Genomic DNA, 18,347 nt, shown 5'->3' on the forward strand with positions numbered 1-18,347 from the left:
TTCGAAGCAGGGAGGCGTATTCTACACGTCCCTCTCGTTTCGTCAACCCATTTTTTTCAGCTTTTTCAGCCCGGTTAAAACAAAACGCCGTTGTCAGAATTCCGTGCGGATAACTCATGACAACGGCGGCGAATTATAGTGATCTCCCTGAGCCTTGCAAGATCTTTTTAGAACCTTTTTGATTGTTTGCTCAGAACTTCACCAATTTGCTAATTTAATCTTCTTTCTCAGCTTTATCTGCTTCTTTTTTAGTCTCTTTATTGTCATTAAAGTCGGCGTCATCTTCGTCATCGTCACCAACAACGTGACCTAACTTCAATTTTTTCACATTCTTGATAGTTAATACCGGACCCGATAAGGCATATAAGAAGAATATTGAGAACAACACTAAAGATGGTTGCGTTGCAACAATAACGAAAACCAAAACAATAACCAGAATAACAAGGAATGAAACTTTGCCCTTCCAGTCAACGTCTTTAAAAGAGTGGTAACGGAAATTCGTGACCATTAGTAGGCCAGCACAAATAGTAATAACAGCAGCAAAGCCACCCATATCACTACCTTCAACACCATACTCAGCACCCACCCAAACTAAACCGGCAACAATAGCCGCCGCGCTGGGTATTGCCAGACCCTGAAAGAAGTTTTTATCGGAGGAGCCGAGGTTAGTATTAAACCGCGCCAGTCGTAATGCGCCACCGGCCACAAAAATAAAGGCTGCTAACCAACCTATTTTTCCGAGATCAGCCAAGGCATAGTTATACATAACCAAGGCAGGTGCCATACCAAAGGAGACGATATCGGCCATACTGTCGAATTCAGCGCCGAAGTCACTTTCGGTATTGGTCATTCTTGCAACCCGGCCGTCCAGCCCATCAAAAACCATTGCAATAAAAATTGCGACTGCCGCTTCAATAAAGCGATCGTTCATTGACGCGACTATGGCATAAAAGCCTGAAAACAAGCCTGCAGTCGTAAACAAGTTTGGCAGTAAATAGATACCGCGGCTCTTACCATTGGTATTTGAGCTGTCATTACTCATGTATAAAACACTCTTTAGTCACTAAATAGAAAGTAGTCAGGTTATCACATTAGGGCTTCGAACAGGAAATGCCCGAAGCCCTGTGTGGCTATTGCGTGATCACTAACCGCTCATTTTCAACACTTACTTTGATCGGTTTAGCAGGCTCAAGTTCCCCTGACAAGATTTTTTGCGCTAAAGGATTCTCCAGCTCATGCTGAATTGCACGTTTCAGAGGTCGCGCTCCGAAAACAGGATCGAATCCCGTTCTTGCCAGATGAGATAAAGCCTTATCATCCAATTCTAACTGATAGTCTTTGTCTTCCAGGCGTTTATAAAGAAGCTGTAACTGGAACTGAGCAATAGATCGAATTTCACTTTCCCCAAGAGGATGGAAAACAACGGTTTCATCCACACGGTTAATAAACTCAGGACGAAAATGATGCGCCAGCACTTCCATTACCTCGGCCTTCATCTGCTCATAAGTATGCTCTTTGGCATGCTCCTGAATTAAATCAGACCCCAGGTTAGAGGTCATAATAATAACGGTATTTTTGAAATCGACCGTACGTCCCTGACCATCAGTTAAACGGCCATCATCCAATACCTGTAATAAGATATTAAAGACATCGGGGTGAGCCTTCTCAATTTCATCAAGCAAAATCACCGAATACGGTTTACGCCGCACAGCTTCGGTTAAGTAACCGCCTTCTTCGTAGCCAACATAGCCAGGAGGCGCACCGACCAGACGGGCAACCGAATGCTTCTCCATAAACTCTGACATATCAATACGCACCATGGCATTGTCGGTATCGAACATGAAGTTCGCCAAAGCTTTAGAGAGCTCAGTTTTACCCACACCGGTTGGACCCAGGAATAAGAATGAGCCAATAGGACGATTCGGATCACCAAGTCCCGCACGTGAACGTCGAATAGCATTTGAGACCGCATCGACTGCCTCATTTTGTCCAACGACCCGGCTGTGGATCTGCTCTTCCATCTGTAGCAGCTTTTCACGTTCGCCTTCCAGCATTCTATTAACCGGAATACCTGTCCACCGTGACAGCACATCAGCAATTTCTTCTTCAGTAACACGGTTTTTCAGCAAGCTCATATCCTGCATTTCGGCTTGCAACGCTAAATCCAGCTGTCGCTCCAGCTCAGGAATACGGCCATACTGAAGTTCTGACATCCGGTTTAAGTCGCCGGCGCGGCGGGCAATATCCATATCCGTGCGAGCTTGTTCTAACTGCGCCTTAATATGCTGGGTGCCTTGTACTGCAGCTTTCTCAGTATTCCAGACTTCTTCCAGTTCTTCATATTTACGTTCTTGCTCATCCAGCTCGTCGTGCAGAATTTCCAAGCGTTTTTTGCTGGCATCATCCTTTTCTTTCTGCAACGCCTGACGTTCAAGTTTTAACTGAATAATTCGACGCTCCAGACGGTCCAGATCCTCTGGCTTAGAGTCAATTTGCATACGAATACTTGATGCTGCCTCGTCAATTAAGTCGATGGCTTTATCCGGCAGTTTACGATCACTGATATATCTATGCGATAAAGACGCCGCGGCCACAATAGCCGGATCGGTAATTTCTACCGAATGGTGCAGTTCGTATCGCTCTTTCAAACCACGCAAAATAGCAATGGTGTCTTCCACATTTGGCTCTTCCACCAGAACTTTCTGGAAGCGTCGTTCAAGTGCCGCATCTTTTTCAATATACTGACGATATTCATCCAGTGTAGTGGCGCCGACACAGTGCAGTTCGCCACGAGCCAGAGCCGGCTTAAGCATATTACCGGCATCCATTGCGCCATCGGCCTTGCCGGCACCGACCATGGTATGCATCTCATCAATAAACAAAATGATGCGGCCTTCTTCTTTAGAAAGCTCGGTCAATACGGCTTTGAGTCTCTCCTCAAACTCACCGCGGAATTTCGCCCCCGCTAATAAAGCCCCTAAATCCAGAGACAATACTCGTTTATGCTTTAAACCCTCAGGCACTTCGCCGTTAACAATACGCTGAGCTAACCCTTCAACAATGGCGGTTTTACCGACACCGGGGTCACCAATAAGTACCGGGTTGTTTTTAGTACGGCGCTGCAATACCTGAATAGTTCGGCGAATTTCTTCATCGCGGCCAATAACAGGATCCAGCTTGCCCTGCTCCGCACGTTCGGTTAAATCAATGGTGTACTTGTCCAGTGCCTGGCGTTTATCTTCGGCATTAGGGTCATCCACTTTTTCGCCATCGCGAATATCATTAATGGCTTTTTCCAGCGCATCACGTTTTATGCCCTGCTGGCGGAAAATATCACCTAGCTTGCCTTTGTCTTCTGCCGCAGCCAGCAAAAACAGTTCAGACGAGATATAAGAATCATTTCTTTTCTGCGCGTATTTATCACATAAATTCAGCAACTGAGCTGTGTTCTGCGATAACTGAACGTCACCGCCGGTACCCTCAACCTGAGGTAACGCATCCAGAGCTTTTGACAAATTAGCTCTGAACTGGGGGATGTCCACGCCCAGCATAGTAAATAAAGGCCGAACTGAGCCGCCGTTTTGATCCAACAGCGCCTGCATTAAATGGACGGGTTCTATGAATTGATGATCACGTCCCAGAGCAATTGACTGAGCATCAGCAATTGCCATCTGAAACTTACTGGTAAATTTATCGTGTCGCATTGGTACTTCCTCACTTAATTCTTTCGTTAAGTTAAATGTGGGTACTTTTTGCGCATTTTCAAGTGATTAAAATTAATTTCGCCAAATAATTGACGCAAATCTTGCTGCTGCTTTTTCTTTACGCCACGAGTACCAGTTTGTGTTATTGCCGACGGTGCATTCGTCGCTTTTGGTAATATTTTTTACTCCCGCGCGCAAACATTCGGCGGCGGCTATTGAAGCTAAATCGGCTAGCCATTTACCGGAGTGAAAAAGAAAATATTCTGCATTAGATGAATGACGTGCAACGAAAGCATCTCGTACGTCATCTCCCACTTCAAAAGCCGAAGCGCCGATAGACGGTCCTATCCAAATGCGAATGTTAGCCGCTGGCGTTTTAAAACTTGCCAACGCATTTTGTAATACTCCGTCGGCTAAACCACGCCAGCCGGCGTGTACCGCTGCAATTTCCTTTCCGTCGTCCGAACAACAAAGAATAGGCAGACAGTCTGCCGTTAAAACCGCACAAACACTCTGAGGTCGGTCACTGTATGCTGCATCACCAACAGCGGACTTAAAAGGCCAGCGCAAAACCCTATTAGTATGTTGTTGCTGCAACCAGGTAATCGCGGCCGGCAATTTGAGTGACCGCTGCAATTGTCGGCGACGCAAAAGAACCGCAGCAGGGTCGTCTCCGACGTGTACGGCCAGATTTCCAAAAGCTCTGGCGGTCACTGCAGCATGAACATTCGGCGGCAGCTCCCAGTCAGGAACTATAATGCCGTCATGCTGACTTGAAACGTTCATGATCAACACGCAGTTCTTCAATTAAATATTGAAAATCGGTTGGCCGTGGAACATTAAATTCCAACCAGTCGCCGGTAATTGGATGATGTAAGCCCAATGATGCCGCATGCAGCGCCTGGCGATTAAACCCTCGCAACGTTTGCAATAGACGATCCTCAGCCTGTTTCGGCGGACGCGGGCGACCACCATAAGTTAAGTCACCGACTAAGGGATGACGAATATGCGCCATATGCACGCGAATCTGGTGAGTTCGGCCGGACTCTAAACGCAGACGAAGTAATGTATGCGCACGGTAGCGATCTACCACTCGATAATGCGTCACTGCCGGTTTCCCCGACTGTACCACCGCCATATGCGTACGTTTTGTCGGATGACGACCGATAGGCTGCTCAACCATACCGCCGGCTGTCATCACACCATTACAAACCGCTTCATATTCACGAGTAATGTCGCGATCCTGCATCATTGATACTAACTGCGTCTGTGCAGGCACATTACGCGCAACAACCATCAGACCGGTTGTGTCTTTATCCAGGCGGTGAATAATGCCCGCCCGCGGCACTAAATCGAGCTGCGGATCGTAATGTAATAAACCATTCAGCAAGGTTCTGTCAGGCGCTCCTGCACCGGGGTGGACAACTAAGCCAGCAGGCTTGTTAATGACCAAAATATCGTCATCTTCATAAACGATATCCAGTTCCACCGGCTGTGCTTTGTGCCGCTCTTCGCCTTCAATTTCTGCGTCCACAGCAACTAAAGCACCGGCAACCACTTTTTCTCGCGGTTTTTCGATGACTTTGGTGTCAACGCTCACTTTTCCATCAGTTATCCAGTTTTTTAAACGTGACCTTGAGTAGTCAGGGAACAACTCTGCAAGTGCCTGGTCTAATCTTTTTCCAGCCAGAGACTCGGTAACAATGGCTTCTAATTCAATGCTTTTGTTCATATATTGGGTTTCGACTGTCAAAGCCTTTACGGCTGCGTTAGAATGCAAGAATATGCTAGTGTAACGGTTTGCCGGTGCAGCGCCAAAAAAATAAAGGGAATCCTTCATAATATGTTTAGTAATAAGTTAAGCCGAAGCCTCGTTTTATCATCGGTTCTGGGATTAATGTTAGCGGGTTGTTCAAGCCAGTCGGAAGAAGAACAAGTTGCAAAAACACAAGTCGAAGCCATGTATGAGCAGGCTCAGGAGAGTATGGCAAATGGTAATTTGAATTTGGCGCAGGAACAATTGTCCAGCCTGAACAAGCGTTACCCTTTTGGTCCTTTTGCTCATCAAATTCAGCTAGACCTTATTTATCTGCATTACAAACTCGATAATACAGACGAAGCCTTAGCCGCAATCGATCGCTTCATCAGCCTGAACCCAAATCATAAAGATGTCGATTACGCACTCTATATGCGCGGGTTGGTTAATCAGCGTGCTGAGCACAACGCCATACATAATCTGGCTGGTGTTGACCGCTCTGACCGTGACTCGTCTATGGCCGAGGCGGCGTTTAAAGACTTTGCTGAACTGGTTCGCAAGTACCCTAAAAGCGAATATGCAGCAGATGCGAAAAAACGTTTAATTGCATTGAAAAGTCGTTTGGCTAAAAAAGAACTGGCTATTGCCCAATATTACATGGAACGTCAGGCTTACTTAGCCGCAGCTAACCGTGGTCGGTATGTATTAGAGCATTTTTCAGACACACCGGAAGTCGAAAATGCCTTAGCTATAATGGTAGAAAGTTATGATCAACTGGAGCTGCCTGAACTACGTGAAGACGCAATGAAGGTGCTGAGAGCAAACTTTCCTGAGAATCAGTTAGTCTCAGCCCGCTAGGTTCTTACAAAAAATGACGCGGTAGCTTATACCGCGTCTTCGTTTTCCTCGCCTGTACGAATACGAATAACACGTTCAATTTCGGTGATAAAAATTTTCCCATCACCAATTTTCCCGGTTTGAGCGGTTTCCATAATCGCTTCAATACAACGCTCAACTTCGCTATCCGCAACCACAACTTCCAGTTTTACTTTTGGTAGAAAATCGACCATGTACTCCGCGCCACGATAAAGTTCGGTATGGCCTTTCTGACGACCAAAGCCTTTTACCTCTGACACGGTCATACCGGCAATGCCGACTTCAGACAGCGCTTCGCGCACATCGTCCAACTTAAACGGCTTAATAATGGCTTCAACTTTTTTCATCAGTATTTGTCCTATTGACCTTGTCGCTGTAATTCATGGCGATAGTGACTGGTAATAGGGTAACGACGATCTTTACCAAAGTTACGAGGTGTCACTTTAGGCCCGACAGCAGATTGGCGACGCTTATATTCATTTAGATCAACCAGGCGAACCACCCGGCGCACGTCTTCCTCTGCAAATCCGGCCGCGATAATATCGGTTACCGACCAGTCTCTCTCTACATACAATGCCAGAATGCGATCTAAATCGCTATAGTCTGGCAGGGAATCGGAATCCACTTGATCGGGTGCGAGTTCAGCAGAAGGCGGTCTGTCTATAACCCTTTGAGGTATGCAGGCACCCCGAGTATTGCGAAACTCAGCCAATTGATAAACCAGCAATTTAGGAATGTCTTTAATAGGCGCAAAACCGCCGCACATATCACCATATAAAGTCGCATAACCCACCGCCATTTCGCTTTTGTTGCCAGTAGCCAACACCAGCGAGCCGGTTTTATTCGATAAAGCCATAAGCAATACGCCTCGGCAGCGAGACTGCAGATTTTCTTCGGTGGTATCGGTTTCAGTCTCTCCGAATAACGGTCCCAACTGGGTCATAAACTCATTAAACATGGGTTCAATTGGTACCACGTCGTAGCGAACACCTAAGGTATCAGCTTGTTTCTCTGCATCTTCCAGGCTCATATCTGAAGTATAGCGGAACGGCATCATAACCGCGTGAACCTTATCGGCTCCCAGAGCGTCACTTGCTATTGCCAAAGTTAATGCCGAATCAATACCACCGGACAAACCTAAAGCAACACCGGAAAAGCCATTCTTGGTCACATAATCTCGCACCGCCAGTACCAAAGCGTCGTATACGTGAGCCAGATCATTTTGTTCAGCCTGCGCCTCAAAACCGGCACAACTGATACGCTTGTCTTCGTATGTTACGGTTGCCGTCGTCATTTCACAATGCGGTAATTCCGCAACCAACTCACCTTCTGCATCTAAAACCAAAGAATGACCATCAAACACCAGCTCATCCTGTGCACCACAATTATTCAAATACAAAATGGGTTTACCGGCTTCTGCCACACGCTGTTTCAACACACCTAAACGTTGTTCGTGTTTGTTTAACTCGTACGGGGAAGCATTAATTGAAAGCACCAGATCAATGTCGTCGTCCAGTAATTGTTGTAATGGTTGCGGGTGCCACAAGTCTTCACAAATTTGTAAACCAATGCGCACGCCCTGCCATTCAAACACCTGGCTCTGATGGCCAGGAATAAAGTAACGTTGTTCATCAAAAACACCGTAATTGGGCAGGCGCTGTTTAAAGTAGCGGTGCAGGCATTCTCCCCGGTGTAGCACGGACATAGCGTTGAACAACTCTCCGCCAACGGCTTGCGGATGGCCGACAATAACCACACAATCTGAAGCCGCTGCACTGATTTGTTCTACCGCATTATCCACTGCCTGATGTAGGTCATCGCGGAATAATAAGTCTTCCGGCGGATAACCGGTAATAGCCAGCTCAGGGAACACAATAATATCATGTTGCTCGCCCTGCTCACGCAGCGTCTTTAAAATTAGGGCGGTGTTGTTGTGAATGGCACCAACTGTAAAGTCCAGCTGTGCCAGGCACAAAGAAAGTTTAGCCATAACTGCTTAGTCCAAATTTGCCACTGCCGATATCGGCACGAATGGTGGCGAATGATATAGCAGCCCGTCTTAACGCGCAAATTATGCAAGTCGAATGACGTTGTAATCAGGCTGGTTAGTAACGTAAATCGTCCGGAATATCTTTATCCATAGGTGGTTTTTTCGGACGTTTTGCCTGCCCTTTCTTAAACATTCGCAATTGATATACGTAGGCAAGAATCTGTGCCACGGCCACGAACAGCCCTTTCGGAATTTCTTTTTCCAGCTCAGTGGTGTGATAAATTGAGCGAGCAAGCCCCGGCGAAGCAACCAGTGGAATTTCATATTCCAAAGCAATTTCACGAATTTTTGCAGCAGTTTCATCGGTTCCTTTTGCAAGAAGAACCGGAGCCTGTACGCCGCCGTCGTCATATTTTAAAGCGACAGCATAGTGGGTAGGGTTAGTTACAACAACGTCGGCCTTAGGCACTTCCTGCATCATTCGGCGGTTTGCCATTTCCATTTGCAAGCGACGGATACGGCCTTTAACTTCCGGGCTACCTTCAGTGTCTTTATGTTCGTCTTTAACTTCCTGCTTACTCATTTTTAAGTCTTTATTGTGTTTCCATACCTGGAAGGGAGCATCAATAACGACAATAAGAAACATGGAGCAACACAGCAGCAAAAACATCCATAGCAAGGTATCCAGCGCGTTTTCAATCATGGTTGGCATTTGCCCCATGGACATTTGCAGAATGTCGACAAATTGCCACTTAAGCAGAAAATACGCAGAAACGGCCACCACCATAAATTTAGCAATGGCTTTTAAAAGCTCCACTAAGGCCTGAACACCAAACATTCGCTTAAATCCATTAAGCGGATTCATTCGGTTAAATTTGGGCGCCATAGCCTGAGCGGAAAAATTAATGCCACCCAACCAACTATTTCCTAAAAAGGTAAACACAACAATAAAGGCAAAAATGGTCAGTATTGGCCAGAGAATTTCGCCAAACGCAATGGCAAAGGCTTCATATAGTTTAGTAGTATCAAAGGCCTGCTGACGGTCGATAGTAAACATAATTTCAAAAACGTTACGTACCCCCTGGTACAGCGCGCCGCCGAACCAGAAAAAAGAAACCGCAGCACTCACCAACACAAAGGCGGTTCCCATTTCCTTGGAGCGAGCAATTTGGCCTTTTTCGCGGGCCTGCTGTTTTCGTCGCTCCGTGGGGTCTTCTGTACGTTCCTGATCAGTCTCAGCCATGCTTATTGCCCTTTGTCAGAGAAAGTCTGTTTAAGCACATTGACTACCCAATATTTCACACATGGTTTGTACAACCCGCGCCCATTGGTTTTCGAAGTGGAAAATAAAGCCCCCCATGGTCAGCCACACGACCACTAGTCCACTGACCATGGTAATAGGAAAACCAATGGCAAAAATATTCAGCTGTGGAGCCGCCCGGGTCATAACGCCAAAACTTAAGTTAATTAACAGCAAAGCAATGACACCAGAAAGCATTGCGGTTAAGGCCGCCGAGAACATATAAACGCCCCACTCCGCAACCGCAAATAAAGCGTCGGCATCTAACCCTGTCATACCCACAGGTATTGCGTCAAAACTGGCAACAACCATATGAATCATTAATAAATGACCGTCAAACGCGAGAAAAACCAGACTGGCTAACATTAAAAAGAACTGCGCAATAACCGGCACTTGCTGGCCGTTGGTGGGGTCAACCATAGAAGCGAAACCCAAACCTATTTGCATGGCAATAATTTGGCCACCCAGAACAAAAGTTTGCAGAAATAAAATGGAGAGCAAACCTAAAGCGACACCAATAACGACTTGCTGAGCCGTGACCAAAAAACCGCCGACTGACATCATTTCAACGCCGGCGTTAATCTCGGGCAAAGCAGGTGAAACGGCCATAATAATGGCAAGGGAGAGAAAAATTTTGACACGGGAGTTGACTATGGTACCGGAAAATAGCGCCATGCTCATTATCATCGAAGACACCCGTGTTAGTGGCCACAGGTGTTGTTCCAACCACTCAATCAGAACCGAAGTCACCAGATCCATTAGCCGACCACTTCAGGTATCCGGTTAAACATCTCGATAGTAAAATCCATTACGGTTTCAGTCAGAAAGTGTCCACCAAGACCAATAACGGCAAGAGTGATTAATAAGCGAGGCAAAAAACTTAGGGTCTGTTCATTGATAGAGGTGGCCGCCTGGAAAACGGCAACGACCAGACCCACTAAAAGCCCGGGAACGATAATAAAAGCCACCATAATTACGATAACCTTAAGGGCTTCCTGAAAAATGTCGAGAAACATTTCCGGTGACATATTGCCTCCTAAACCCCGAAACTTCCGGCCAGGGTACTCATGGTTAAACTCCAGCCATCAACCAGCACAAACAACATGAGTTTAAACGGCAGCGATACAATCATGGGCGACAGCATCATCATACCCATGGCCATGAGAACGCTGGCGACCACCAAATCAATAATCAAAAACGGAATAAACAGCATGAAGCCTATTTGAAAGGCGGTTTTGAGCTCGGAAGTTATAAAGGACGGAATAAGCACCGACATAGGCACGTCCTCCGGCTCTTGCACACCCTCGGTTCCAGATATTTCGACAAAGGTTTCTAAATCGGTTAAGCGTGTTTGCGCCAGCATAAAGGCTTTTATCGGCGCTTTTGCTCTGTCGACCGCCTCCATCGACTGTATCTCTTCATTTAAGTACGGTTGTAACGCTTTGTCATTTATTTCGTTTAAAACCGGCGTCATGATGAAAAAGCTTAAAAACAGCGCAATGCCCAGTAACACCTGATTAGAAGGCGACTGTTGCAGACCAATAGCCTGACGCAGAATAGCTAAAACGATGATAATTCGGGTAAAGGAGGTCATCATAATGACCATAGCGGGAATGAAGGTCAGCGCCGTCATTATCGCCAGAATTTGCAGCGTTACAGAGTACTCTTCACTACCATCGGGGTTTGTTTTTACCGTAACCGCAGTAAGATCCTGCCAGGCGAAAGCCTGCTCAGGCAGCAAACACAAAACGGCTAAAATACAAAGCAGCAACCAGCGGTTCATTGTTCTTGTTTTCCTTCCAGGTTGATATCGCCTGGCAGCTCTTTCAGGCATTCTATGCGTTGCTGAGTGACACCAAGTAACAATTTCTGCCCCCCAACGTCAACAATGACCAGCCGCTCTTTGGGCCCTAAAGACACGCTACTCAGTACTTTCAGACCAGATGCGCCCTGAAACTTGAGGTTAAAACGTTTTAGCAGCGAGGCCAAAACCACAATCACCGCTAAAACGGCAAAAAGCGCCAAAACCATGGCGCCTATGTCATTGCCTGAAATAATGCCGGCTTTCTCTTCCGCCTTGGCAGCAGAGGGCAACAGCACCAAACTAGCGAAGCTTACGAATACGTTCAATCTGACTAATAACATCGGTTAAGCGTATCCCGAATTTATCATTAACAACAACCACCTCGCCGTGTGCTATCAAAGTGCCGTTAACCAGTACATCCAGTGGTTCACCGGCAACACGTTCCAGTTCCACCACAGAGCCCTGATTCAATTGCAGCAAATTACGAATGCTAATTTGGCTACGACCCACTTCCATAGAAATGGTAACCGGAATATCGAGAATGGCATCAAGCTTGCGTTTTTCTTCTTCAGTTACCGGCTTATCTTCACTCAGTTCTTCGAGTTCAGCGGTCTGCACGTTATCCATACCAGAGTGGCTGGACGATTTCCCTTTGCCTCCACCGGCTTCTGATTCGCCACTTTCTTCATCTTCCGCAGCTTCCTGTTCAGCCATTGCTGCTTCCCAGTCATCCATATCTTTATCATCGTTACTCATGTTGCAACCTCACTTTCTCAAGCAGCAATTATTATAAATCAATATCTTCTTCTAACTGTTGTAACTCGGCATCACCACCAATTCGGCGGCCTCCACGAGTCAACATATGAATATCCGACTTCACGGTTTCAGGGCGTTTAATTTTCTCTGAAATTTTCAAAGCGACATTGTCTCTTGAACGCCCCATTTTCGCATGGAAAGTCGGTAAATCTTCAATTAGCACGGTTAAGTCGTCTGGCAACTCAAGCGGAATAACATCACCTTCGCGCAAGTCCATCACTTCGCGTAACGACATTTCGGTTTGCGCCAGTTTGGCAATCATTTCCACCGGAACATCCATGATCTCGTCGCGCAGAGCTTTACTCCAGCGCATGTCGGTGTCTTCTTTATCCGACTGCACACCCGCATCCAGCAACTCGCGAATGGGCTCCAGCATGGAGTAAGGCAGAGCTATGTGAAAGTCCCCACCGCCACCATCTAACTCAATATGAAACGAACTAATAACGATAACTTCGGTTGGGCTAACAATGTTCGCCATGGCCGGGTTAACTTCGGAATCTAAATACTCAAAACCCACGTCCATGACCGGAGCCCAGGCTTCTTTGTAATCTTCAAATACCAGCTTCAGCAACATTTGAATAATGCGGCGCTCGGTCGGCGTAAATTCACGGCCTTCAATTTTTGCATGATAGCGCCCATCGCCACCGAAAAAGTTGTCGACCAGAATGAAGACTAAACGCGCCTCCATAGTAATCAATGCCGTTCCCTTAAGCGGACGAAAACGCACCATGTTTAAACTGGTTGGTACGAACAATGTATGCACGTACTCACCAAATTTAATCATCTGGACACCGTTAATAGACACTTCTGCTGTGCGCCGCATCATGTTGAATAAGCTGACCCGCATATGACGGGCAAAACGCTCATTAACAATTTCCAGCGTTGGCATACGCCCACGAACAATCCTATCTTGCGACGAAAAGTCATAGTCGAGCGCATCCGCAGAGGCGGATTCTTTCTCTGTGTCCTCTTCTTCAACGTCATCAACACCATGTAAAAGCGCGTCAATTTCGTCTTGAGATAGTAAGTCACTCACAGCCATAATAGCTCACTTATTGCATTACCAAGCTGGTAAATAAAACCTGTTCAACAACCGGTTTCCCGGTTACTTCTTCAAGCGCAGAACGAACTTCAGTCAAAGCCAGTTCACGTAATTGTCCTTTACCCTCGGCTGTTTTTAACCTGTCAGCCGTGGTAGAGGAAAACACCTCATGCAGCGTGCCTTCAATTAACGGAATATGTTTTTTCGCCAGTTCTTCACTCTCTTCGCCACGCACCATTAACTGCGCTTTAATTTGTACTGTTCGCTCACGTGAGTCACCCGGGACAATGAAAACGAAAGGCCGGGGCATACCAACATAAAGTGCATTGCCAATTTCCGGACGTGGCGATGATGACGGTGCCGCTGCGCTGCTCATATCATTTGCGGCAGCAGCTGATTCACCCTCAGACGAGCCACCGAATAGCCACAACACCAAGACTACGGTAATGATTAAAACAATACCGATACCACCGAAGATAATCAGTTTTTTCTTCTTACCACCGGCCTGCTCTTCAGTTTGTTCCGTATCGTTGTTGTCTTTATCTTCTGCCATGCTCAATTTCCTGTATTACCGTCCACCGACAGTTACTATAGCTTGATAGCCGCTTTAGATATACCGTTTCAGACATAGAAATCGACTTGTCCGTCGGCAAGCACGCGGCCTTCTTCTAAAGCTATTTCACCCTCAACAGCCCAGTCTTCCGCATCATGAGCTCCTCCGGCTTGGCCGCCAGCGGTGCGCCCGCCTTCTTTGCTTTGCTCTCCAACCTGGGTATCAGCTAAATTGATGCCTTGCTGTTCCAGCATTTCGCGTAATCGTGGCATGGTCGTCTCTAATGCATCACGAGCCTGTTGTGTCTGAGCCTGAAACTGCACTGACGCCTGCTCACCGCTCATGTTAACGCGAATGTGAACACTACCCAGTTCCGGCGGATCCAGACGGATATCCGCACGCTGGATATTCCTGCTCATCATAATATTGATGCGTTCCTGCAGTTTTTGCGACGCTTCAGTTTGCTGCAAATCTAACGGCCGTTGCAGTGCCTGCAAAGTATTAGCCTGACTGGATTCATTCGCAGCTACAGTTCCCTGCGCGGTTGACACCATTTGCCCCTGAATTGCCCGGGCCGCACTGGCGTCAACTAAAGCATCGGTGTTATTCCGAAAGACTTGTCCCTGCGGAACCGCATCAGCTACCTTTGTTTCTGCTTCACCAGCTGTATTCACAGAAGCGGCTTTAGTCGTTTGCTTGCCATCATCGCTTTTAACACCAATATCGCCAGAACCAGATTTTTCTTTACCTGCTTTGACATCTGTTGCTGTAATAACCGACTCTGGCGCCTTACCCTCTACCGACTTTTCACTCAGTCCTGTACGACCTTTTAATAATTGCCTTACTTCAGCCAATAACTGCTCCGCTTTAGCCGACTGTTCCTGAGTCAAAGCCTGAGATTTATCTCCACCACCATTTTGACTGGCTAAAATTTTGCGCAACTCGGCAGTAAACTGCTGCAGTTTCTTTTGCTCCGCTAAACTCAACTCACTACTTTCACCTTTCGCTTGTTGCGCAGAAACCTGCTGCTCCAGTTGCTTAAGCAAATTTGTTAATTCTTCAGCATTTTGCGGCTTACCTGAATTTTTGTCCTGAGGTTCAGACAATTGAGCCAGTACACGCTCTGCGGCTTCATTCAGAGCCTGAGTTAACGCTTTTTCATTACCTACTAATAACTTATCAGCATCGGCTTTGGGTAACAGCGGTTCAAGCAAATTAACTATGAACTTACCGGCATCCTCAACGGCGCTTTCAGTACCTTCGCCCTGCTCTGCGGCCTGGATCAGTTGTTGCAGCTTTGCCTGCAGTGCCTGTTTATCACTATCAGTCATGCCGGCCAGCAGCTCATCGGCAAACTTCTGCCGCTCGGCATCGGTCATAACGGCATCGCCCTCGCCTTCACCGGCAGAATCCAGCTTAGCCATTAAAGCTTCCAGCATTTCCGCCAGTTGCTCATCTGTCATTTTTAGTTCGCCATCGCCCGCAGCAAGATCAATCTCGTCACTAACCACGGTTTCGCCTTCAGAGCTAACCTCGGCACTTTCCTGCTTCATTTGCTGCAACAGTTCCCATAAATTTCGGGTTACCGGCTCGCCAACATTTTTGCGTTCAATGTCTTTGCCCTCAACCTCACCGTCATTACCGGCTTTCTGGTAAGCTTCAATTTTGGCGGCCAGTTGTTGCAGCTCTTTATCGCCACTATTTTGCTGTAGCATCAGCCGCGAGAACTCACCGCTATCGCCATCGGCGCTCTTTAATGATAGGTCGTTACCTTTACCAACACGGGCAAAGTTGTCGGCAGACTCGGTTAAATTAAGCAGCTGTTGCATAGTTTTATTCCTGAATTAAGTGCTTATTGACGCCTTGCTTAACAATACTTCGCAATGCGCTTGCGCTATTTTCAATAGCTGAGCAAACAATATCTAGTAAGTATCTAAGCAAATTTCGTTCCAACTATTTTCTGGCGCGAATAAAACGCTGACTGCTAAAATCGTCCAGATTATTCTGTTCTTTTCTGGCTTCTGCTATTTGCTCACGCTTGCGCTTTTCTTTTATTAAAAAGTCTATCGACTCGCGCTTGCGACGCTGCGCCAGCCAACGATCTTTGCGCTGTTGTAACACTTGCTGCAACTTAATAATATCGTGATGCAACTGTTCAACACCTTCATCTAACTTACCGACAAACGCGTGATACTGCCCTACCTGAATTGAGGCAATCCCGCTTTGACCACGATGCTGTAACTGATTTAAGTAGTCGAGTCGATATTTTGACATGCCATCCAGGCGCATCTGTTGCTCCTGAACCTGTTGCTGCACCTGAGAGAAATCCTGAGCGGCTTTATCTTCACGCCGTTGTTCCAGCTCCAGCAACATTTTCAACTGTGCCAACTCAGCCATAAATTACATGCCCGCTGACTGTTTTTGCTTCGGATTGACTAGCTGATTAAGCAGCAACAAGCTTTCATCATAGTTCACAACTTCCCGCATTTTCTGTTGCAAAAACATACTTACTCGCGGCTGCATTGCAATAGCCTGATCAATTGCCGGATCACTTCCGCGGGTGTATGCGCCAATCGAAATCAAGTCGCGATTGCGACGGTAACTTGAGTACCACTGTCTAACTTTAATCGCCTGTTGCATATGCTCTTCTGAAACAACCTGTGGCATAACCCGGCTAATAGAAGCTTCAATATCAATCGCCGGATAATGGCCACTGTCGGCCAGCTCCCGGTTCAGTACAATATGTCCGTCCAGTATGGCTCTCGCGGAGTCCGCAATAGGATCCTGCAAATCGTCGCCCTCGGTCAGAACCGTATAAAACGCGGTCACAGAACCTTGTCCGTCGCCACCATTCCCTGCTCTCTCGACCAATGCTGGTAACTTAGCGAAAACAGAAGGCGGATAACCTTTGGTTGCCGGTGGCTCGCCAACGGCCAGCGCTATCTCCCGCTGCGCCATGGCGTAACGAGTCAATGAATCCATTAACAGCAACACATTCAGACCCTGGTCACGAAAGTATTCAGCAACCTGAGAGGCCGTTTCACAACCTCGTAAACGAATAAGTGGAGACTGGTCGGCAGGCGCCGCGATTACAACCGCTTTTTCACGGCCTTCTTCACCGAGAATTTCTTCTATAAATTCTTTTACTTCGCGGCCACGTTCGCCTATCAGGCCAACAACGATGACATCCGCAGTGGTACCGCGAGTCATCATGCCTAAAAGCACACTTTTACCTACACCACTACCGGCAAACAGCCCCATTCGCTGCCCCTGCCCCACGGTTAAGCAGGCATTAATAGCCGTTACGCCAACATCCAGCGGCTGCTTCACCTGACGTCGGTTCAGTGGGTTCATCGGCTTGCTACGGTATGTTTTACCGTCAGAGAAAATAGGACCTTTATCATCAAGAGGTTCACCACGGGCATCAATAACACGCCCCAGCAGCTCCATACCCAGCGGTAGTTGGTTTTTGCGGTTTAGCGGACGTACTCTGGCTCCGGGGATAACGCCATGAGCGTCTTCGGTGGGCATTAAGTAACTGATGTTGCCTTCAAAACCCACCACTTCGGCTTCAATGTCACCACTGTCAGCCTCAACCGCTACGCTTGAACCCACTGGAGCCCGGCAGCCAACAGCCTCAAACATTAAACCAACGACGCGGGTAAGATAGCCCGACACAGCCACTGAGGGCTTTTGTATACGCTCACGTTTTTTGCGTAGTTGTTTCACTAACTGCTCAGAAACGCTCATGGGTTAACCTTTTAATTTGGAGAACACATCTTCCATACGGCTGGTCAGGGTGTAATCTATCGTGGAGCTTTCTGTAGTAACCCGGCAACCGCCGCGTTCCAGTAAATCGTCTTTATTTAGCAGCCAGCCTTTTTCTTTCAGCTCATCTTCGCTGAATGTGCTTTGCAAAATAGCTAAGTCTTCTTCATTCAGATGAATAATGACCCGCTGATCAGTAACCGGTAATACCGCAATAGCTTCGCGCACAGCTTTGACGATGAGTTCTTTCGAATTAGCAGCGACATCCAGACAGATGACCCGAGTCAGCTCAGTGACCATATCAATCAGCTCGTCCTGAACGGCTTCGGTAATACGTTCATTCGGGTGCGACAAACTCTGCAGCAAAACTCTTAACTGCTGCTGTTGCTCCTGCATGGCCTCTTTACCAGCTTCAACACCTTGCTGTTCACCGGCCTCAAAACCGTCTTTTTTTCCTGCCTCGTAACCTTCGTCGTAGCCTTTCTTAAGACCTTCATTGCGACCTTCGTCAAAACCTTCTTTATGGCCTTCTTCGCGTGCGGCCTGACGAATTTCTTCCAATTGTTCTGCGGTCAGAGGCTTAAGCTCTTCTTCCTGTTCATTGTCCGCTTCCGGCGGCTCATATTGCCAGCGCCGGGGTTTATTTAACGCATTTACCTGAGAGCCCTGCTTAAGCTCTTCCGAAGTCATGTCAGGTAAATCCCAAAGCTGGGTTGCGTCTTTATCGTCCGTCATTAT

General features: G+C 47.1%; 19 protein-coding genes. 1 reads left to right on the top strand and 18 read right to left on the bottom strand.

The window, feature by feature from the left end; all coding sequences use genetic code 11:
• Positions 1-214: 214 nt before the first annotated feature.
• The 4 genes from pssA to rluD all read right to left on the bottom strand — a co-directional run bounded on the left by pssA (position 215) and on the right by rluD (position 5,436).
• On the bottom strand, positions 215-1,042 hold the full coding sequence (gene pssA, locus NJR55_RS02460; RefSeq protein ID WP_253617556.1) for a CDP-diacylglycerol--serine O-phosphatidyltransferase: 828 nt from the start codon (positions 1,040-1,042) through the stop codon (positions 215-217).
• Between the two features lie 88 nt (positions 1,043-1,130).
• Positions 1,131-3,704: an ATP-dependent chaperone ClpB gene (gene clpB, locus NJR55_RS02465; protein ID WP_253617558.1), complete on the bottom strand. Its 2,574-nt coding sequence runs from the start codon at positions 3,702-3,704 to the stop codon at positions 1,131-1,133.
• A 72-nt stretch (positions 3,705-3,776) separates the two neighbouring features.
• Entirely contained in the window at positions 3,777-4,490 is a 714-nt protein-coding gene (gene pgeF / locus NJR55_RS02470) for a peptidoglycan editing factor PgeF (protein WP_253617560.1), read from the bottom strand.
• Positions 4,468-5,436 (bottom strand): 23S rRNA pseudouridine(1911/1915/1917) synthase RluD, encoded by a 969-nt coding sequence (gene rluD, locus NJR55_RS02475; RefSeq protein WP_253617562.1) that lies wholly within the window; start codon positions 5,434-5,436, stop codon positions 4,468-4,470. Before rluD ends, pgeF begins: the two co-directional genes overlap by 23 nt.
• A gap of 111 nt (positions 5,437-5,547) precedes the next feature.
• Between rluD and NJR55_RS02480 the strand changes: the two genes are divergently transcribed.
• Positions 5,548-6,318, top strand: a complete 771-nt coding sequence (locus NJR55_RS02480) for an outer membrane protein assembly factor BamD (protein ID WP_253617564.1) — start codon at positions 5,548-5,550, stop codon at positions 6,316-6,318.
• 26 nt (positions 6,319-6,344) lie between these two features.
• Here NJR55_RS02480 and glnB read toward each other — a convergent pair whose 3' ends face one another.
• The 14 genes from glnB to fliH form a co-directional block, all read right to left on the bottom strand.
• On the bottom strand, positions 6,345-6,683 hold the full coding sequence (gene glnB, locus NJR55_RS02485) for a nitrogen regulatory protein P-II (RefSeq protein ID WP_011234436.1): 339 nt from the start codon (positions 6,681-6,683) through the stop codon (positions 6,345-6,347).
• A gap of 11 nt (positions 6,684-6,694) precedes the next feature.
• A complete protein-coding gene (locus NJR55_RS02490) occupies positions 6,695-8,326 on the bottom strand; it encodes an NAD+ synthase (protein ID WP_253617565.1) in 1,632 nt (543 codons plus the stop codon).
• Between the two features lie 115 nt (positions 8,327-8,441).
• Complete coding sequence (gene flhB, locus NJR55_RS02495; protein WP_253617566.1) at positions 8,442-9,569, bottom strand: flagellar biosynthesis protein FlhB; 1,128 nt, start codon at positions 9,567-9,569, stop codon at positions 8,442-8,444.
• 30 nt (positions 9,570-9,599) lie between these two features.
• Entirely contained in the window at positions 9,600-10,385 is a 786-nt protein-coding gene (gene fliR, locus NJR55_RS02500; protein WP_253617567.1) for a flagellar biosynthetic protein FliR, read from the bottom strand.
• Positions 10,385-10,654: a flagellar biosynthesis protein FliQ gene (gene fliQ / locus NJR55_RS02505; RefSeq protein WP_253617568.1), complete on the bottom strand. Its 270-nt coding sequence runs from the start codon at positions 10,652-10,654 to the stop codon at positions 10,385-10,387. The genes fliR and fliQ overlap by 1 nt, the downstream gene beginning before the upstream one ends.
• 8 nt (positions 10,655-10,662) lie before the next feature.
• The gene (fliP, locus tag NJR55_RS02510; protein WP_011234441.1) at positions 10,663-11,409 is read right to left on the bottom strand and encodes a flagellar type III secretion system pore protein FliP; all 747 of its coding nucleotides are present in this window, start codon (positions 11,407-11,409) and stop codon (positions 10,663-10,665) included.
• Positions 11,406-11,756: a flagellar biosynthetic protein FliO gene (gene fliO / locus NJR55_RS02515; protein WP_227016386.1), complete on the bottom strand. Its 351-nt coding sequence runs from the start codon at positions 11,754-11,756 to the stop codon at positions 11,406-11,408. Before fliO ends, fliP begins: the two co-directional genes overlap by 4 nt.
• Positions 11,731-12,186, bottom strand: coding sequence for a flagellar motor switch protein FliN (fliN, locus tag NJR55_RS02520; RefSeq protein ID WP_253617569.1), 456 nt, complete (start codon positions 12,184-12,186; stop codon positions 11,731-11,733). The genes fliO and fliN overlap by 26 nt, the downstream gene beginning before the upstream one ends.
• 31 nt (positions 12,187-12,217) lie before the next feature.
• Complete coding sequence (gene fliM / locus NJR55_RS02525) at positions 12,218-13,282, bottom strand: flagellar motor switch protein FliM (RefSeq protein ID WP_016341320.1); 1,065 nt, start codon at positions 13,280-13,282, stop codon at positions 12,218-12,220.
• Positions 13,283-13,298: 16 nt separating this feature from the next.
• Positions 13,299-13,841: a flagellar basal body-associated protein FliL gene (gene fliL / locus NJR55_RS02530; RefSeq protein WP_253617570.1), complete on the bottom strand. Its 543-nt coding sequence runs from the start codon at positions 13,839-13,841 to the stop codon at positions 13,299-13,301.
• A gap of 68 nt (positions 13,842-13,909) precedes the next feature.
• Positions 13,910-15,670 (bottom strand): flagellar hook-length control protein FliK, encoded by a 1,761-nt coding sequence (locus NJR55_RS02535; protein WP_253617571.1) that lies wholly within the window; start codon positions 15,668-15,670, stop codon positions 13,910-13,912.
• 124 nt (positions 15,671-15,794) lie between these two features.
• Entirely contained in the window at positions 15,795-16,238 is a 444-nt protein-coding gene (gene fliJ, locus NJR55_RS02540; RefSeq protein ID WP_253617572.1) for a flagellar export protein FliJ, read from the bottom strand.
• A gap of 3 nt (positions 16,239-16,241) precedes the next feature.
• The gene (gene fliI, locus NJR55_RS02545) at positions 16,242-17,591 is read right to left on the bottom strand and encodes a flagellar protein export ATPase FliI (protein ID WP_253617573.1); all 1,350 of its coding nucleotides are present in this window, start codon (positions 17,589-17,591) and stop codon (positions 16,242-16,244) included.
• A gap of 3 nt (positions 17,592-17,594) precedes the next feature.
• Positions 17,595-18,344, bottom strand: a complete 750-nt coding sequence (fliH, locus tag NJR55_RS02550) for a flagellar assembly protein FliH (protein WP_153850284.1) — start codon at positions 18,342-18,344, stop codon at positions 17,595-17,597.
• Positions 18,345-18,347 lie beyond the last annotated feature (3 nt).

This window comes from Idiomarina rhizosphaerae, from assembly GCF_024159085.1.
Classification (GTDB): Bacteria; Pseudomonadota; Gammaproteobacteria; order Enterobacterales; family Alteromonadaceae; genus Idiomarina; species Idiomarina rhizosphaerae.

Coding starts and splice junctions, on each gene's coding strand:
- fliL (WP_253617570.1), bottom strand. CDS start 13,841: ATGGCAGAAGATAAAGACAACAACGATACGGAACAAACTGAAGAGCAG.
- NJR55_RS02490 (WP_253617565.1), bottom strand. CDS start 8,326: ATGGCTAAACTTTCTTTGTGCCTGGCACAGCTGGACTTTACAGTTGGT.
- pgeF (WP_253617560.1), bottom strand. CDS start 4,490: ATGAACGTTTCAAGTCAGCATGACGGCATTATAGTTCCTGACTGGGAG.
- fliP (WP_011234441.1), bottom strand. CDS start 11,409: ATGAACCGCTGGTTGCTGCTTTGTATTTTAGCCGTTTTGTGTTTGCTG.
- fliI (WP_253617573.1), bottom strand. CDS start 17,591: ATGAGCGTTTCTGAGCAGTTAGTGAAACAACTACGCAAAAAACGTGAG.
- fliQ (WP_253617568.1), bottom strand. CDS start 10,654: ATGTCACCGGAAATGTTTCTCGACATTTTTCAGGAAGCCCTTAAGGTT.
- rluD (WP_253617562.1), bottom strand. CDS start 5,436: ATGAACAAAAGCATTGAATTAGAAGCCATTGTTACCGAGTCTCTGGCT.
- fliH (WP_153850284.1), bottom strand. CDS start 18,344: ATGACGGACGATAAAGACGCAACCCAGCTTTGGGATTTACCTGACATG.
- clpB (WP_253617558.1), bottom strand. CDS start 3,704: ATGCGACACGATAAATTTACCAGTAAGTTTCAGATGGCAATTGCTGAT.
- fliR (WP_253617567.1), bottom strand. CDS start 10,385: ATGGATCTGGTGACTTCGGTTCTGATTGAGTGGTTGGAACAACACCTG.
- pssA (WP_253617556.1), bottom strand. CDS start 1,042: ATGAGTAATGACAGCTCAAATACCAATGGTAAGAGCCGCGGTATCTAT.
- glnB (WP_011234436.1), bottom strand. CDS start 6,683: ATGAAAAAAGTTGAAGCCATTATTAAGCCGTTTAAGTTGGACGATGTG.
- fliJ (WP_253617572.1), bottom strand. CDS start 16,238: ATGGCTGAGTTGGCACAGTTGAAAATGTTGCTGGAGCTGGAACAACGG.
- NJR55_RS02535 (WP_253617571.1), bottom strand. CDS start 15,670: ATGCAACAGCTGCTTAATTTAACCGAGTCTGCCGACAACTTTGCCCGT.
- fliN (WP_253617569.1), bottom strand. CDS start 12,186: ATGAGTAACGATGATAAAGATATGGATGACTGGGAAGCAGCAATGGCT.
- flhB (WP_253617566.1), bottom strand. CDS start 9,569: ATGGCTGAGACTGATCAGGAACGTACAGAAGACCCCACGGAGCGACGA.
- NJR55_RS02480 (WP_253617564.1), top strand. CDS start 5,548: ATGTTTAGTAATAAGTTAAGCCGAAGCCTCGTTTTATCATCGGTTCTG.